The sequence below is a fragment of the Neptunomonas antarctica genome, assembly GCF_001305295.1.
GTDB classification, from domain to species: domain Bacteria; phylum Pseudomonadota; class Gammaproteobacteria; order Pseudomonadales; family Balneatricaceae; genus Neptunomonas; species Neptunomonas antarctica.
In genome coordinates this window covers 120,191-135,151 of sequence record NZ_LJSI01000055.1, presented here as the reverse complement: position 1 = coordinate 135,151, position 14,961 = coordinate 120,191, and the positions used below count along the sequence as shown (strand labels likewise).

At 46.1% G+C, this 14,961-nt stretch carries 15 protein-coding genes; 13 read left to right on the top strand and 2 right to left on the bottom strand.

What is annotated here, in order from left to right; translation table 11 throughout:
- Nucleotides 1-95: 95 nt before the first annotated feature.
- The 13 genes from Nant_RS20740 to yjgA all read left to right on the top strand — a co-directional run bounded on the left by Nant_RS20740 (nt 96) and on the right by yjgA (nt 10,026).
- Entirely contained in the window at nt 96-1,052 is a 957-nt protein-coding gene (locus Nant_RS20740; protein ID WP_054343591.1) for a calcium/sodium antiporter, read from the top strand.
- A 126-nt stretch (nt 1,053-1,178) separates the two neighbouring features.
- A complete protein-coding gene (locus tag Nant_RS20735; protein ID WP_054343629.1) occupies nt 1,179-2,165 on the top strand; it encodes a KpsF/GutQ family sugar-phosphate isomerase in 987 nt (328 codons plus the stop codon).
- The gene (locus Nant_RS20730; protein WP_054343590.1) at nt 2,165-2,701 is read left to right on the top strand and encodes a KdsC family phosphatase; all 537 of its coding nucleotides are present in this window, start codon (nt 2,165-2,167) and stop codon (nt 2,699-2,701) included. Before Nant_RS20735 ends, Nant_RS20730 begins: the two co-directional genes overlap by 1 nt.
- Before the next feature lie 2 nt (nt 2,702-2,703).
- The gene (lptC, locus tag Nant_RS20725) at nt 2,704-3,273 is read left to right on the top strand and encodes an LPS export ABC transporter periplasmic protein LptC (RefSeq protein ID WP_054343589.1); all 570 of its coding nucleotides are present in this window, start codon (nt 2,704-2,706) and stop codon (nt 3,271-3,273) included.
- On the top strand, nt 3,263-3,769 hold the full coding sequence (gene lptA, locus Nant_RS20720; RefSeq protein ID WP_054343588.1) for a lipopolysaccharide transport periplasmic protein LptA: 507 nt from the start codon (nt 3,263-3,265) through the stop codon (nt 3,767-3,769). The genes lptC and lptA overlap by 11 nt, the downstream gene beginning before the upstream one ends.
- Nucleotides 3,770-3,774: 5 nt before the next feature.
- A complete protein-coding gene (gene lptB, locus Nant_RS20715; RefSeq protein WP_054343587.1) occupies nt 3,775-4,500 on the top strand; it encodes an LPS export ABC transporter ATP-binding protein in 726 nt (241 codons plus the stop codon).
- A gap of 39 nt (nt 4,501-4,539) precedes the next feature.
- Entirely contained in the window at nt 4,540-6,033 is a 1,494-nt protein-coding gene (locus tag Nant_RS20710; protein ID WP_054343586.1) for an RNA polymerase factor sigma-54, read from the top strand.
- Between the two features lie 45 nt (nt 6,034-6,078).
- Nucleotides 6,079-6,369, top strand: a complete 291-nt coding sequence (gene hpf / locus Nant_RS20705) for a ribosome hibernation promoting factor (protein ID WP_054343585.1) — start codon at nt 6,079-6,081, stop codon at nt 6,367-6,369.
- Between the two features lie 20 nt (nt 6,370-6,389).
- Nucleotides 6,390-6,848, top strand: a complete 459-nt coding sequence (ptsN, locus tag Nant_RS20700; protein ID WP_054343584.1) for a PTS IIA-like nitrogen regulatory protein PtsN — start codon at nt 6,390-6,392, stop codon at nt 6,846-6,848.
- A 10-nt stretch (nt 6,849-6,858) separates the two neighbouring features.
- Nucleotides 6,859-7,716 carry an RNase adapter RapZ gene (gene rapZ, locus Nant_RS20695; protein ID WP_054343583.1) on the top strand — a complete coding sequence of 286 codons (858 nt, stop codon included), beginning with the start codon at nt 6,859-6,861 and terminating at the stop codon, nt 7,714-7,716.
- A 31-nt stretch (nt 7,717-7,747) separates the two neighbouring features.
- On the top strand, nt 7,748-8,017 hold the full coding sequence (locus Nant_RS20690; RefSeq protein WP_054343582.1) for an HPr family phosphocarrier protein: 270 nt from the start codon (nt 7,748-7,750) through the stop codon (nt 8,015-8,017).
- A gap of 115 nt (nt 8,018-8,132) precedes the next feature.
- The gene (mgtE, locus tag Nant_RS20685; RefSeq protein ID WP_143773597.1) at nt 8,133-9,485 is read left to right on the top strand and encodes a magnesium transporter; all 1,353 of its coding nucleotides are present in this window, start codon (nt 8,133-8,135) and stop codon (nt 9,483-9,485) included.
- 4 nt (nt 9,486-9,489) lie between these two features.
- Complete coding sequence (gene yjgA / locus Nant_RS20680) at nt 9,490-10,026, top strand: ribosome biogenesis factor YjgA (protein ID WP_054343581.1); 537 nt, start codon at nt 9,490-9,492, stop codon at nt 10,024-10,026.
- A 63-nt stretch (nt 10,027-10,089) separates the two neighbouring features.
- Here yjgA and Nant_RS20675 read toward each other — a convergent pair whose 3' ends face one another.
- Together Nant_RS20675 and Nant_RS20670 are read right to left on the bottom strand one after the other, a co-directional pair.
- Nucleotides 10,090-10,899 (bottom strand): carbon-nitrogen hydrolase family protein, encoded by an 810-nt coding sequence (locus Nant_RS20675; protein WP_202905057.1) that lies wholly within the window; start codon nt 10,897-10,899, stop codon nt 10,090-10,092.
- Entirely contained in the window at nt 10,896-14,894 is a 3,999-nt protein-coding gene (locus Nant_RS20670; RefSeq protein ID WP_054343579.1) for a YhdP family protein, read from the bottom strand. Before Nant_RS20670 ends, Nant_RS20675 begins: the two co-directional genes overlap by 4 nt.
- Nucleotides 14,895-14,961 lie beyond the last annotated feature (67 nt).

The following is a 14,961-nucleotide window of genomic DNA, read 5'->3' as shown; positions in this document are numbered from 1 at the left end:
TTGGTTTAAACTCTCTTTTCAAACCAATTTTAACTTGCACCTGTTTTTTGTTCTGCTTTAATAAGCCATCATGACCATTGGGCACACCATACACCATGTTATTTCCGATTTTATCTATTATTGCAGGCCTGATCATTCTTGTCTGGAGCGCAGACCGCTTTGTTATCGGGGCCGCCGTCACCGCTAAAAATTCTGGCATGTCCCCGATGCTCATCGGTCTGACAATTGTAGCCTTTGGCACCTCCGCACCAGAAATTTTAGTCTCGGTCATGGCATCGATCAGCGGCTCAGGCAGTTTAGCTGTCGGTAACGCGTTAGGCTCCAACATTGCTAATATGGGTCTGGTGCTCGGCATAACGGCCTTAATTGCTCCACTACCGGTAAAATCAGCGGTGTTGCGTAAAGAGATGCCTCTTTTATTGGCCATTACGTTACTGGCTGGTGTTGTTCTTATTAATTTAGATATAAGCCTGCCAGACGCTCTTCTATTATTATCGTCGCTCGTCGTCTGCCTCATTCTTTTTGCTAAATTCCAAAAAAATGGCAACCCTGACGACCAACTTGCAGAGGAAGCAGACGAGATACCTGAAATGACCAACAGCAGAGCCATTTTCTGGCTCATACTAGGTCTCAGCTTACTCGTAGCGAGCTCCCGCTTGCTCGTATGGGGCGCTGTAGAAATTGCCACTCAACTCGGCATTTCTGAACTGGTTATTGGTCTCACTATTGTCGCCATTGGTACCAGCCTACCAGAACTTGCAGCGTCAGTAGCCAGCGCATTAAAAAAACATCATGACATTGCTCTGGGCAATATTGTTGGCTCTAACATTTTCAACCTTGCGGCAGTGATGGCCATTCCTGGCCTCGTCGACCCCATCACACTCGATGCTCTTGCCTTTAACCGTGACTATCTGGTTATGTTAGGCATGACAGTCGCACTGTTAATATTTTGCCTGCGACAGCGACCGGCTAGAATTAATCGAATAGAAGGCGGACTACTAACCGCTGCATATGCGGGATATATGCTTGTACTGTATAATATGTCGACTTGATCCTGAATACTCAGTTAAATGCTTCGTTACATACTACAGAATCAAGAAGAGCATCATAAAAAGATCACCAAAAAAACACAGATAAAAAGACATCACTATAAAGATTTCACCACAAAGAAGAGCACTATGAATAATACTAAAGGAAATACAAAACCTTTTCTGGAATCAGCAATCCGCACCATCAAACTGGAAGCGGAAGCCGTTTATGAGTTGCTCAACTACCTGGATGGTGACTTTGAAAAAGCATGCAGCACCATGCTGGCATGCACCGGACGCATTATTATTACCGGTATGGGTAAATCAGGACATATCGGCAGCAAAATAGCGGCAACACTGGCGAGCACCGGTACACCTGCTTTTTATGTTCACCCCGGGGAAGCGAGCCATGGAGACATGGGGATGTTCACTTCTAATGATGTGGTTCTGGCTATCTCTAATTCTGGCGAGACATCAGAAATTGTCACCATTTTACCCTTGATAAAACGTATGGGTGCACCTCTGATCAGCATCACGGCTAATCGACTATCCACCCTTTCACAAGCCGCTGATGCTAACCTGCATATCGGTGTCGAAAAGGAAGCCTGCCCACTGGGCTTAGCGCCCACTTCAAGCACAACAGCTCAGCTTGTACTCGGCGACGCATTAGCGATTGCTCTGCTGGAAGCCAGAGGCTTTAGTGCAGAAGATTTCGCTTTTTCACATCCTGGCGGTACTTTGGGGCGTAAACTTTTGCTGAAAGTAAAAGATATTATGCACGCCAACCAAGACATCCCCATGGTTAGAGCAGGTACTACCGTTAACAAAACACTCATTGAAGTCACTGAAAAACGCCTGGGAATGACAACCGTTGTGAACGATAATGGTGAGTTGATAGGCATCTTCACCGATGGTGATTTACGCCGCACTCTGGATCAAGACCTGGACCTGAAAACTACCGTTATAGAAAACGTCATGACAGTTCAGTGCACCACCATATCCGGCGAAATTCTGGCTGCCGAAGCACTGAAGATCATGCAAGATAAAAAGATTAACGCGCTGATCATCTGCGATAATCAGAATCATCCTACCGGGGCACTGAATATGCATGACATGCTCAAAGCAGGAGTGATCTGATGCGTAAAATTGATAGTCAGGCATTACGGATACAAACATCGAATATTACATTAGCAGTATTCGATGTCGATGGCATCATGACCGACGGCAGCTTACATTTTTTACCCGATGGCCGTGAAGTAAAAATGTTTAACACCCTTGATGGACTCGGCGTAAAGCTACTCCATGACGCCGGCATCGAAACTGCCATTATTACCGGCAGACGCTCTTCTCAAGTTGAAATTCGTGCCGAAGCCTTAGGTGTTACGTATCTGCGTCAGGGCCGCGATGACAAACTCGACGCACTCAAAGAGATCTGGGAATCCTCTGAGCATTCAGCCTCTACAACAGCCTATATAGGGGATGATCTTCCAGACCTTTCCGCCATTCGCGCAGTGGCGCTCGGCGCTACGGTACCGAACGCACACCCCTTCGTATTGAAACATGCGAACTGGTGCACAGAACGTACCGGCGGATATGGTGCCGCTCGCGAATTTTGCGAAGCTATCCTGGAAGCACAAGGAAAACTGCATAGCGCTTATGAGAGGTTCATGTAGCTATGCTGTTTACCCGCAGCAAAATCAGAATCACGCTGGCCATCGCACTGTTGGTACCCTTGTTTTTCTATTGGGTCATTAATTCAGAATCGCATGTAAACGAAGCTGTGAACCAACAGATCACCCATGGCGTCGACTATTTCATGAAACAAGCATCGACCAAAAAATTTAACATTAAAGGGGAGCTGGAGCGGACCTTGAGTACAACAGAACTAAACCACTTCCCTCAAGACAAACATTCAACATTAGCAGACCCACGCATCAACCTCATGTCTGATAAGCGTCTTAGCTTAACGGTCCGAAGTCAATACGGCATCGCTTTTGATGAAGAGGACCGGCTTGATCTTGATGAGCAGGTCGTTGTCACGCATAATCCGCTGAGTGATGATGTCAGTGTTCTGAATACATCGACCCTGACCTTACATGAATCTCAAGGCATTGCTAAAACGGAATCTCCTGTTGAGATAACCCAACAAAAAAACATCACCACAGCAACCGGCATGATCATAAATTACAAAACCAACACATCCGACTTACTCTCCGATGTCAAAGGCACCTTCTATGTTAAATAATAGATTCGCACACCTATCTTTGCTTCTACTCAGTGTATGGCTAAGTCCGGCTTGCTTTGCGTTGCCGTCCGATAGCTCTCAACCTATACATATCAGTGCTGATAGTGCACATATGGACGAAAACTCCGGCACAACAACGTACAATGGCAACGTCCTGATGGTTCAGGGCTCGATGGAAATCCGTGCCACTAACGTTGATCTTTACCGTACCAATGATGACATTAGCCATATTATAGCGACAGGTGATCCTGCTAATTTTCGACAGCAACCCTCCGCAGACAAACCGATAACAAATGCCTTCGGCCAGCAACTTGAATACCGAATAGCCGACAAGACTGTGACTATTACTGGTCAGGCGCGCGTAGAACAAGCACGTGATACTTTCAGTGGAGAGCGCATTGTGTATCAAATGGACAAAGCAATCGTTAACGCATACAGCGGCACCGGATCATCGGGAGAGCGCGTTAAGATGATCATACAGCCTAAGGCCAAATAACAAACATGAGCACTCTTCAAGCGTTACATTTAGCTAAATCCTATAAGAAACGACAGGTCGTTCGTGATGTTTCTCTGGAAATAAATAGCGGCGAGATTGTCGGTTTACTAGGCCCGAATGGCGCAGGAAAGACAACCTGCTTTTACATGATTGTCGGACTGATAAATTCAGACAAAGGCGCCATCAGGATTCAGGGTGATGATATTACTGCATTACCTATGCATGAACGTGCCCGCAAAGGCATCGGCTACTTACCTCAGGAGGCCTCAATTTTTCGTAAGTTGAGTGTTCACGACAACCTGATGGGCATACTTGAGATGCGCAAAGAGCTAACCTCAGCACAGCGTAACCAAAAGCTGGAAGCGCTACTTGAAGAGTTTCACATCTCGCATCTACGAGAGAGTCTCGGCATGAGCCTTTCAGGTGGTGAACGTCGGCGTGTAGAAATCGCTCGTGCACTTGCTTCTGAGCCCACCTTTATTTTATTAGACGAACCCTTTGCCGGAGTAGATCCGATTTCAGTAAATGATATAAAACAAACCATAAAGCACTTACAATCTAAAGGGATAGGCGTTTTAATTACAGATCACAACGTCAGAGAAACACTCGATATTTGTGAAAAAGCCTATATCGTAAGTGAAGGTGTGATTCTCGCTCAGGGGACACCAAAGGAAATTTTATCAAACGAGCAAGTAAAAGCGGCCTATTTAGGCCACTCTTTTACTCTTTAAGTAAAATGATCAGGCTTTTCGGGGTAATGCTGTAATTATATGAAGCAATCATTGCAACTTAAAATGGGTCAACATCTGACGATGACCCCACAACTACAACAGGCGATTCGCTTGTTGCAGTTGTCTACACTTGATCTCCAACACGAGATTCAGGAAGCATTGGATAGCAACCCTCTGCTTGAAACCAGCGACGATTCTGACGAACAATCAGAAATACAGCGCGAGATTACTACGCCCAGCGAAGATAAAAATCTAACTCAGAGCAGTACCGCCAGCGAAGAAAATACGGATCACGCGCCCGAAGATCAATGGAACGAAAGCATTCCTGCTGAATTGGCGACCGACTCGTCCTGGGACGATACTTATCAGTCAGGCACGAGCAGCAGCTATCGTGATGACGATGCGTTCTTCGAATCGAATGATACAGCAGAAGAAACCTTACAGGATCATCTCAATTGGCAGTTAAATTTAACCCCCATGAGTCCTGCCGACCAATTGATTGCCGAAGCTATTATTGATGGTATCGATAACGAAGGGTACCTGCGCAGCACGACTGAGGAAATTCTCGAACATTTCAAAGCAAGTGAACCCCAGTTATTCAGTGAATCAGAACTGGATGAGATAGAAGCAGTATTACACCGCATTCAGCAATTTGACCCGCCCGGGGTAGCTTCCAGAAACTTAGGCGAGTGCTTGTGTATTCAATTACGTCAACTTCCTGCTGATACGCCGCTACTTCAGCAGGCACTGACACTTTGCCGTCAATATATCCATCTGCTAGGCACACGGGACTACAAACAACTACTGCGCAAGATGCGGCTGAAAGAGCCTCAGTTACAAGCCATTATTGTCCTGATTCAATCTCTGAATCCCTATCCTGGCTCGTCCATCTCCAGCAGTCAGGCAGAATATGTCATCCCCGATGTCTTTGTTGAGAAATTTCAGGGTGTCTGGACAGTCAGGCTAAACTCAGACACTTCTCCTAAGCTAAAAATCAATACGAACTATTCCGACCTTATTCGTCGCGCCGACAGCAGTGCTGATAATACCTATCTTAAAAATCATCTACAGGAAGCTCGCTGGTTTATAAAAAGCCTGCAAAGCCGTAACGACACATTACTAAAAGTATCCACACAGATAGTTGAACGCCAGGTAGAGTTTTTTGATCACGGCGAAGAAGCCATGAAGCCTATGGTGCTACACGACATTGCTGAAGCTGTTGAAATGCATGAATCAACAATATCACGGGTAACCACGCAAAAATATATGCACACTCCCCGCGGCATTTTTGAATTGAAATATTTTTTCTCAAGCCATGTAAGCACTCATGATGGGGGCGCAGCGTCTTCAACGGCCATTCGCGCTGTCATTAAAAAAATGATTGCCGCCGAAAATTCAGTAAAACCCTTAAGCGATAATAAAATCGCGCAGCTATTAGAGGAAGAAGGCATTCAAGTCGCACGCCGAACAATTGCGAAATACCGTGAAGCAATGGGAATTGCTCCTTCTAATGAAAGGAAGTGTCTGGTTTAATGAAGATGTTCTGACAACACACGTTGTTTTTAAGAGGAGATAACTATGCAAATCAATATTACAGGCCATCATGTAGAATTGACGGAGCCACTTTCTAAATATGTGCAAAGTAAATTTCAGAAACTTGAGCGACACTTTGATAATATTACCAACGTACAAGTAACATTGAGTGTCGACAAACAACGTCAGAAAGCAGAAGCTGATATGCATATTGCCGGGGGTGAACTTTTCGCAACAAACGAGCAGGATGATATGTATGCGGCTATTGACGGATTGCTTGATAAGCTAGATCGTCAGATCATCAAACATAAAGAAAAACTCAAAAGCCATAAGTAACCCTTTAAAACTGAAATCACATGCCCATTTTGTCAATGCTATCACCTGAGCGAGTTCTTCAAAATATTGAAGGAGGCAGCAAAAAACGTATCATCGAATTTTTCAGTAAGATTATTGCCGAATCTGATGATGACCTCACTGCCGAGGCAGTATTCAGCGGCTTGATTGGTAGAGAGCGACTGGGCAGTACCGGCATAGGCGAAGGTGTGGCGATTCCACACTGCCGCCTTGCCGGACTCCAGAAAGCGATAGGTGCCCTCATCTGCTTATCCGAACCGATCAACTTCGATGCCATCGATAACCGCCCTGTCGATTTACTTTTTTTCTTACTAGTTCCCGAAGAAGCGTGTGATGAGCACTTAAGCACCTTAGGGACACTGGCAGAAGTATTTAGCCAGAACGAAGCAAGGGAAAAACTAAGAAACACCCATTCGACCGAAGAACTGCTTCAGGTCGCCACTCAATTGTTCCGGACGTAGGATTCGATTCATGAAACTAGTCATCATCAGCGGGCGCTCCGGCTCAGGAAAAAGCACAGCGCTGCAGGCACTTGAAGATGTCGGCTTCTATTGCATTGATAACCTTCCTGCTAAATTGCTTCCTGATTTAATCAACCACATGCTGGATGATGACGCTCAACTTACCCGGATTGCCGCCTGTATTGATGCCAGAAACCTATCCAGTAATCTGGAAAAGCTTCCTGACATTTGGCGTCAATTTAAACAGCATCCACAAATCTCTGTTGAATTACTCTATCTGGATGCCTCACACGAAACACTGCTAAAGCGTTACAGCTCGACGCGGCGGCGCCACCCTATGGCCGAGTTAATCAGTAATTTGCCGGACTCTATTGAGTATGAACATACGCTGCTTGCGCCCATTGCTGATCTTGCCGACCTGAGGATCGATACAACCCGTCTCTCAATTTATGAACTTCGTGATACGATTAAGCTCAGAGTTGCTGACCGCAAAGAACAATCATTATCATTACAGTTTGAGTCCTTTGGCTTCAAGCACGGTGTTCCTATGGATGTTGATATGGTCTTTGATATGCGGATTCTGCCTAACCCCTACTGGGTAGCCGAACTGAGAAAATTTACCGGTCTGGATCAACCCGTCATCGACTTCCTCAGCCAGGAAGATGATGTGACTGAAATGATTAAGGATATCCGCCAATACCTTGATAAATGGCTGCCGCATTTTATGCAGAATAATCGCAGTTATATCACGGTGGGTATAGGATGCACGGGAGGCCAGCACCGCTCAGTTTATGTCGCAGAGCAATTAGGCAATCATTTCAAAACACATATGAACAATGTGAATATCAGGCATCGTGAGTTGCATTAAGTACTCTTTATCATTTCAGAGAAAAAACGTAATGCTGGAACAAAAAATAATTATTATCAACAAACTAGGGCTGCATGCTCGGGCAGCGGCAAAGTTAATAAACATTACTGCACGCTTCTCGTCTGACATTCGTCTGGTTAAAGATGATCGGGAAGTCGACGCAAAAAGCATCATGTCCGTAATGATGCTGGCAGCCAGTAAAGGAACAGAGCTCACGATCAAAGCAACAGGCATTGACGAACAGGATGCAATGCTGGCGATAGAAGCACTCATCAACAACCGGTTTGATGAGGACGAATAACGTTTTATTGATTACTTTTATTATTGATGCCCCACGGCCGATCCGACATTTTTAATCCGCTATACTAGGCCAACAAAAAACAGTGTTGCCATGCGTTTTCGCAGTTAAGGGTATTATGGATATTCGTAATGAATCTACAGCGCTTGATAAACTCAACCGAGCCTTGGGAAGTGGTGCTTTCCAACAGGTGCGCTTTACGCTTAATAATTCACTGCGCCCTGCCGAAGTAGCACATCTACTTGAGAAATCGCCTCCAAAAGAGCGTGAAATCCTGTGGAACCTGATTAACCCGAACAATGAAGGTAAAGTTTTACAGTATCTTGCGGATGATATCCAAGCAGATATTTTAAGTAAAATGGACAATAATCGTGTTCTGGCTATCACTGAAACGCTGGACGCAGATGATGTCGCTGACGTATTACAGCAATTACCAGAACGGGTCACAAAAGAACTGCTGAAAATCATGGATCAGCAGAATCGTGAACGTCTGGAAGTTATCCTGTCGTATCCAGAAGATACGGCGGGCGGCTTAATGAACACCGATACCGTCACAATCAGGCCCGACATTACAGTAGAAACCGTATTACGTTATATTCGGCGACATAAAGAAATACCTGAGATGACGGACAGCTTATTCGTCGTCAGCCGCAAAAAAGAATCCTATATCGGGATGCTGCCACTGACGAAATTACTGGTTTCTGACCCCAACATTACCGTTCGTGAAATAATGAACACCGGTATTGCACCTATTCCTGCTGACATGCCTGACAATGAAGTCGCATCATTGTTTGCAAAACACGATCTGGTGTCGGCGCCCGTCGTTAATAAAAAAGGTAAATTGCTAGGCCGAATAACCATTGATGATGTCGTCGATGTTATCCGTGAAGATGCTGACCACTCAATGATGAGTATGGCAGGTCTGGATGACGACGAAGACACATTTGCACCCCTCATGAAAACTACCCGACGTCGTGCTGTATGGCTAGGTATCAACCTGATGACAGCGCTGCTCGCCTCGGCTGTTATTGGAATTTTTCAAGATACCATTAATCAAGTCGTTGCCCTTGCCGTACTTATGCCTATTGTGGCGTCCATGGGAGGGATTGCAGGTAGCCAAACACTCACATTAATCATTCGCGGTCAGGCCTTAGGGCATGTAGAACGCTCGAATGCCGGCTGGTTATTAAATCGTGAGTTATTGGTTGGCGGTTTAAACGGTATACTATGGGCACTGGTCGTATCGGCGGTGTCAATTTACTGGTTCGAAGACACCACTATTGGCCTGGTTATTGGATTAGCCATCATCATTAACTTGATTGCTGGGGCTTTGGCCGGCACCCTACTCCCCTTAGTGCTAAAATCATGGGGAATCGACCCGGCTCTGGCCGGTAGCGTTTTACTGACAACCATTACAGATGTTGTGGGTTTTTTTGCATTTCTTGGTCTTGCTGCCTACTTCTACGGATAAAAAAATGAACGAAGACAATTTCGACAACATTAAAAATGATGACGATGATGAAGACTATATTATTAGTCGCTCACAGAAAAAACGTGACGTGGAAGCGCTGCAAACACTGGGTGAACGCCTGGTTGACCTTAAACCGGCGCAGCTCGACAAACTACCGCTTGAAGAAACGCTGCGCGACGCCGTAGATAAAGCAAAAGGAATGCCTCATCGCAGCGCCCTACGCCGTCAGATGCAGTATATTGGCAAACTGATGCGTTTCGCCGATGGTGAAGCGATAGCAGAAGCGATAGAGCGCTTCGATGTCACAAAAGAAGCGCATAACAAAGTTTTTCACAAACTGGAAAAATGGCGTGATCGTTTAATCGCAAATACTACCGACAGTACCATGCTGGATGTAATTATCTCTGAATACCCACATACCGATATTCAGCACATGCGCCAGTTGATCAGAAACGCACAAAAAGAGGTAGAGCAGAATAAGCCTCCGGCCGCCGCTCGCAAGCTATTTAAATATTTGCGTGAATTAGAAGAGAGTCAGTAAATTAAACGACCAGACTCATAGAAAAAAGACTGTCTATGGGTCTGTATATCCTGGCTGTGACGCTTAGCGCCGTTGCGACAAAACTGACATACCTGAACGCACCGTACTCAAACGCGCCCTATCTAATTCTGCGATAGCCACTCCTTCACCCTGCTCACATCGCGATAAAACCTCACCCCAAGGATCTATAATCATTGAGTTCCCCGACGTTACACGTGTAGGACTGTGTCTACCCCCTTGATTAGCCCCTAGAATAAAGCACTGAGTTTCAATAGCCCGAGCCCGTAATAAGACTTCCCAGTGAGCGTCTCCCGTCACTTTCGTAAAAGCAGAAGGGACAACGATAATATCTGCGCCCTGCTCTCTAAGCCGCCAAAAATGATCAGGAAAACGCAGATCATAACAAATGCTCAACCCCACCCGGCCCATCTCTGTTTCAACAACAACCAAGTCATTTCCCGGCTCAATAAAAGCAGATTCACGATAGCTACCCTGACCATCACTGACGTCAACATCAAATAAATGGCGTTTATCATAACGCGCAACCAATTCACCGGAGGGGCTATAGACCAGCAGTGCAGAGCGTACTTTTCGGCAACCTTCTATCTCGGATACTAACGGAACACTGCCTGCGAACAGCCAAATATTCAACGTCTTAGCAAGATGGCTCAACCAAATATTCAGACTGCCGCGCTCTGCTTCCTGTTTAGCGAAAGAGAAGAGCTGCTGACTATCAAAGAGTGCAAAATTCTCAGGCAAAAGCACCAATCGTGCACCTTTATGTACCGCATCGCGAATCAGCCGTTCGGCCACTTTCAAGTTACTTGAAATATCCGCGCCCGACACCATCTGTATTACGGCAACATTCATCATGATTTATCACCCATGCCCTGCTCCAGCGTTCTATTGTCAGGTAACGCAGGTTCAGGTAAAGCGCTTCCAGGAGTAACGATATTGATATCCGGGTCAGCCCAGGAACCTCTAAGCCGATAGGTCAATGTCGATACTTTTTCAAATTTATCGCCGATCAGCTTATCCAACAGAAATACGGCGCCGGCAATTTGTGGTGCCCCCAGCAACACCGCCGCAATTGGCAGATTACTCGTGACCGGTAGAACAACGTCCATCTGACTATCCAGTGTTTGCTCAACCAGGTTAATACGTCCTGTCATGTTCACATTAGCAGAAGGTCCCGACAACGTCAGCGGGACCTGGCTGGAAGCAATGCCTTTATCCAATAAGTAATCCGCACTGACACGATCAAATGCCACGCCTTTTTCGACAAGATCAGTAAAATTAAGCTTCAAGCGTCGCACAATGGTATTAAGATTAAGGATACCGAATAAGCGTAAAATATTACTTTGTTCACCTGTTTCAATAATCCGACCTTTCTTCAATAGCATTTTAAAGGACCCGTTGAGCTGATTCAGCTCAAACCCCCACGGGTAACCAGACCATGTGAAATCGCTCGACATGTTAATAGTTTCCGACTCGAGCACACCGTTATAATCGAAATCAGCCAACAATTTGCCAAAATCTTCTCCTTCCAGAGTCATCTTCATAAAGCTCTCTGGTTTGCGGTCAAACAAGCGCCAGCCCGCCGCACCCTTTATCTCAAAGTTCTCATACTGACCGCTAATACTGTCTAACGTTAACTGACCCACACTATCGGGGCGAATCTTCATCGCCCACTGGCCAAAAGGTTTAGCGTTCAGGTAGAGTTTTTTTATACTCAGGTCAACAGAGGGCCATTCGCGGGTATCTAAAACATTATTACCTTCTGTCGTGCTCGCGAGTATCGATGGTTTTTTCAGATACCAATGATCAAGATTCACTTGATACGGTTTTCCTAGCTGTGACGGCATCCGAATCTCACCGGTTACACCGGGGCTGACGAAGCCAATGACGGTGTTACCTGAACGCGTCGTATTGACAACCAGGTCAAGATCATTGATCTGTATCTCGCCGGCTTTGACGCGTTTGATGCTCAACACCAGCTGCTTAAGCCCATCTTGAGAAAGCCCTGCTTGATTCAGTTCACCTTGATTAAGCGCTGCCTGATCAAGAATCTCTTGGTCAGGTGTATTAGAAGGACTCGCCGTCGGCAAAGCGACAAGACTATCAAGATCCCACCACCCATTGCGGGCCATAAATGCCTGAAATTCTGCTAAATCAACCTCATCAAGATTGCCATCAACCCATATACCCGATTCCGCAGGTTCTTGCGGGCGCTTACCGCCAAAAGCAATACGCGTACGCGATGCCCCTGTCAGCAATTTCGTGACACCACGTAACTGGCCTCCCAGGTTATAACGCCACAACGACTCAGCAATACCCAACTGCCCGACAATCTGCAACGGTAAAGTAGCCGCCGCATTTTTCCCCAAAGGAGCAGGAGCCTGAATAGAGATGCCGCGTAAATCAGAGTCAATTACCAGTTTATTGCATAATGGCGAACCCGAGCAGATATCCAAACGCGCCCGGATATTGGCGGCGCCCTCTGCACTGGCAAGAAAAGAAAGCTCTGTCTGCTTTTTCAAAGCAGGCACCCCCACCTTTCCTGTCATAAATACGCGTGTCAGTGCAGGGCTATCCTTAGTTTTTGGCAGCGGCTCGATACGTGCAGTGACAGGCGCATTCATCAATACGGCCCGAATATTCTCACTGAAAAGTCCTTTTTCAGATGAGAACCCGATATCTCCCGCTACTTTTTCAAACAACAAGTTAGCGGTTTTATCTTCAAAGCGCCCATTTTCCAGATGCGAGTTCACTGTCACCAAAGGCTGCTTATTACCCGCTAATGGCACTACCACATGAACATCCGTCTTATGCTGTCCTGTCAGCGACCAGTCATCAAGCCCCTTTCCTACCGCATCATGCAGCGGCGTAGTACGTAACAACGTCAGGATATCTTTAGCCTCTCCAGCCACCGATGTTTTAATACTCAGGTTAGTTGAATGCGCGGGAAGCTGTACGTCGATCATACTCGCCTGACTGTTAAGCAACCGCCCGCGATTGGCCTTAATGCTTAATGCCCCCTGATCCAGACTCAACGTCAAATCAGTCTCGCTAATAACAGGCCAGTCTGGCTGAAATTTTACAGTCGCGTCCGACACATCAAAATAAAGCTGAACAGTGGGTGGCAAACGGTCGTCCATAGCTCGAGTGCCGGCTCTGAGCACCAACATACCATCATTAACCGTACCTCCCTGTATCGCTTCTGATACCCAGCGATGCAGCGATTCGCCAACTTCCTCAGGCGGAATATACAACGAAGCTTGCCGACCATCAGCCCCTTTCAGACCGATCATCAATGTCAGTTCTGTTTGATACGTCCGATCAAGTGGCAAATACATACTGAAACGCCCGGCCGCTTTTAATGCCGCGCTTTCCAGACCCAACAGATCGCTTTTCACGGTGACTACCGGACGTGTATGCCCGACGCGTTCTTCGATTAACCAACTCACCTTCCCTGTTGCACGAGCGTATTCCCAGTTCTCTGCAAACAGGCCAGGAAACCCCATGGAAAAGTTCTCGCTATTAAGATCAATCTCTCCTGTCGATTCGGTAAAACCCAGCCGACCTGAGACATTCTTTAAAATGGGTGCACCATAATAATCGTCCACACTGACTTGATAGAGATCAGCTTCCCCTTGAAGCTTGCTCAGATCATTTGCATCAGGCCACACAACCGTCAGATTTTTCAGAGACCCCTGCGGGTTCAGTTTGTGTAATGCGTCATTAAGAATCTCGGGTAAATATGGTTTACCACTAAACCATTGAGACCACACCCCCAGATCAAGCTCCTTAAGAGCAATCTGATGCAATTCAGCCTTTCCTTGATTTAATGCCAACTCCGCTGATATATAGGGAGCTACCAATTTACCGGATCCGTTTTGTATCAACAGATCAGTGATCGTTAGGTGAAACTGCTGAAGCGAAAGAGAATGCTGGTCACCGGGCTGAACCGTAAATATTAAAGAACTATCGGAAATACTCTCTAACGACTCTTCCTCAAAGGACAATCGATCAATTTGTAATTTACCCTGAAGCGATTCAATACGATGGTTACGCCAACGCCCCCACAGCTCAGTCCCCATGTCCAGCTCTTGAATACTGAAGGGTAAGTCAACCAAATCAAGACTCAGTAACTGCTGCCCTAAATTACTCACTTTGGCATATAGCTGGTAGTCACCCGCTAAAGGGTCTAAAGGGAGATTTTCTGTTTCAATCGCAAACTCTACCTGTGATTTTCCGGCACCCGACAGAGATAATGCTAAAGAGCCGTAAAGATGATGCTGATCACCGGCGTTGTTTAAGCGAAAAGTTATTGGGGATAATTGTTGTGCTTTACCCTGTTCAGGGAAAAGTGTTAAGCGCGCATTGGTAAATGATACTTCGGGTTGTTGTGTCAGCACATTAATAATCTGTCGCACAAAAGCAGACATATTTTCGGGTGCAGACTGATCTCCGTCCACACTCCAACGCCCCTCTTTCTGGCGTAAAGACACATCGGTTTGATCGACATTTAAGACGGCAAAAACAGGAATCAGAGAAACCAATGAAGCCAGCAGATCTATTTCTGCATCCACCTGCCGGATACTAAGACTAACCTCAGGTCCGACCGCAGATTCAGAATAGCTTTTAATATCACGCAACAAGAAAGTAGGGTAACGCCCTTGCCATTGTGCAGAAATCCCTCCTACACTAATTGCCATACCTGTCTTATTTGAAAGATAGGACTCTATGGCAGATTTATGCTCTGCTATAGAGGGAAGAAACTGCCGGGCCGTCCCTACTAATGTAGCGACTAACAACAGCAAGGCTAATATTGCCCACCCTACCCATCTAGAGATACGACTCAGCATCTTATTTTTTCCACTCAATCCTGTAAGCGTAGCGCTATTAACAATAGTGATATCACGATCGTATTAT

Coding starts and splice junctions, on each gene's coding strand:
- yjgA (WP_054343581.1), top strand. CDS start 9,490: ATGAACGAAGACAATTTCGACAACATTAAAAATGATGACGATGATGAA.
- Nant_RS20670 (WP_054343579.1), bottom strand. CDS start 14,894: ATGCTGAGTCGTATCTCTAGATGGGTAGGGTGGGCAATATTAGCCTTG.
- Nant_RS20710 (WP_054343586.1), top strand. CDS start 4,540: ATGAAGCAATCATTGCAACTTAAAATGGGTCAACATCTGACGATGACC.
- Nant_RS20740 (WP_054343591.1), top strand. CDS start 96: ATGTTATTTCCGATTTTATCTATTATTGCAGGCCTGATCATTCTTGTC.
- Nant_RS20690 (WP_054343582.1), top strand. CDS start 7,748: ATGCTGGAACAAAAAATAATTATTATCAACAAACTAGGGCTGCATGCT.
- mgtE (WP_143773597.1), top strand. CDS start 8,133: ATGGATATTCGTAATGAATCTACAGCGCTTGATAAACTCAACCGAGCC.
- Nant_RS20730 (WP_054343590.1), top strand. CDS start 2,165: ATGCGTAAAATTGATAGTCAGGCATTACGGATACAAACATCGAATATT.
- lptB (WP_054343587.1), top strand. CDS start 3,775: ATGAGCACTCTTCAAGCGTTACATTTAGCTAAATCCTATAAGAAACGA.
- lptC (WP_054343589.1), top strand. CDS start 2,704: ATGCTGTTTACCCGCAGCAAAATCAGAATCACGCTGGCCATCGCACTG.
- Nant_RS20735 (WP_054343629.1), top strand. CDS start 1,179: ATGAATAATACTAAAGGAAATACAAAACCTTTTCTGGAATCAGCAATC.
- rapZ (WP_054343583.1), top strand. CDS start 6,859: ATGAAACTAGTCATCATCAGCGGGCGCTCCGGCTCAGGAAAAAGCACA.
- ptsN (WP_054343584.1), top strand. CDS start 6,390: ATGCCCATTTTGTCAATGCTATCACCTGAGCGAGTTCTTCAAAATATT.
- lptA (WP_054343588.1), top strand. CDS start 3,263: ATGTTAAATAATAGATTCGCACACCTATCTTTGCTTCTACTCAGTGTA.
- Nant_RS20675 (WP_202905057.1), bottom strand. CDS start 10,899: ATGATGAATGTTGCCGTAATACAGATGGTGTCGGGCGCGGATATTTCA.
- hpf (WP_054343585.1), top strand. CDS start 6,079: ATGCAAATCAATATTACAGGCCATCATGTAGAATTGACGGAGCCACTT.